Source organism: Escherichia sp. XD33, from assembly GCF_019375075.1.
GTDB lineage: Bacteria > Pseudomonadota > Gammaproteobacteria > Enterobacterales > Enterobacteriaceae > Enterobacter > Enterobacter flexneri_A.
On sequence record NZ_JAENDM010000283.1, the window covers coordinates 1 to 656 of the forward strand.

2 pseudogenes are annotated in these 656 nt (G+C 52.1%); one reads left to right on the forward strand and one right to left on the reverse strand.

What is annotated here, in order from left to right:
- Nucleotides 1-120 precede the first annotated feature (120 nt).
- Nucleotides 121-546, reverse strand: a pseudogene (locus tag K0778_RS26795) (IS3 family transposase); the annotation flags it as partial.
- On the opposite strand from K0778_RS26795, the pseudogene K0778_RS28230 reads away from it, so the two are divergent.
- A pseudogene (locus K0778_RS28230) lies at nt 534-614 on the forward strand (hypothetical protein); the annotation flags it as partial. The pseudogenes K0778_RS26795 and K0778_RS28230 overlap by 13 nt on opposite strands.
- Nucleotides 615-656: the final 42 nt, after the last annotated feature.

Genomic DNA, 656 nt, shown 5'->3' on the forward strand with positions numbered 1-656 from the left:
TCTCCACCGTCACACCCGGTGGGATTGTTGGGTTTCTCATCGTGAGTTACCGGTTCAATATTCCAGACAGACTCGCGGTTCATTTAAGCATCCATGCCCGCCCTGAACTCCGGGCACACTATAGGTCACATCACCGCACCACACCTGATTTGGCTCGGTCACGGCGAACTGCCTTTCAAGGTAGTTAGGGATAGCAACATGTTCATGACCACCACGTTTATACCGGTGAGTCGGCTGCTGACAGCTGACCAGCCCCAGCTCTTTCATGAGCCTGCCAGCAAGCCAGCGTCCCATCTGGTAGCCTCTCCGGGTTGCCATTGTGGCGATGCTTCTTGCTCCGGCCGAACCGTGGCTGATGCCATGTAGCTCAAGTACCTGACTGCGTAATACAGCCCGTCTGCCGTCTGGTTTTTCAGGACGGTTTTTCCAGTATCTGTAGCTGCTGCGATGAACCCCGAACACATGGCAGAGTGTGACCACAGGATAATGCGCTCTGAGTTTCCCGATTATCGAGAACTGTTCAGGGAGTCTGACATCAAGAGCGCGGTTGTAGATTCAATTGGTCAACGCAACAGTTATGTGAAAACATGGGGTTGCGGAGGTTTTTTGAATGAGACGAACATTTACAGCAGAGGAAAAAGCCTCTGTTTTTGAAC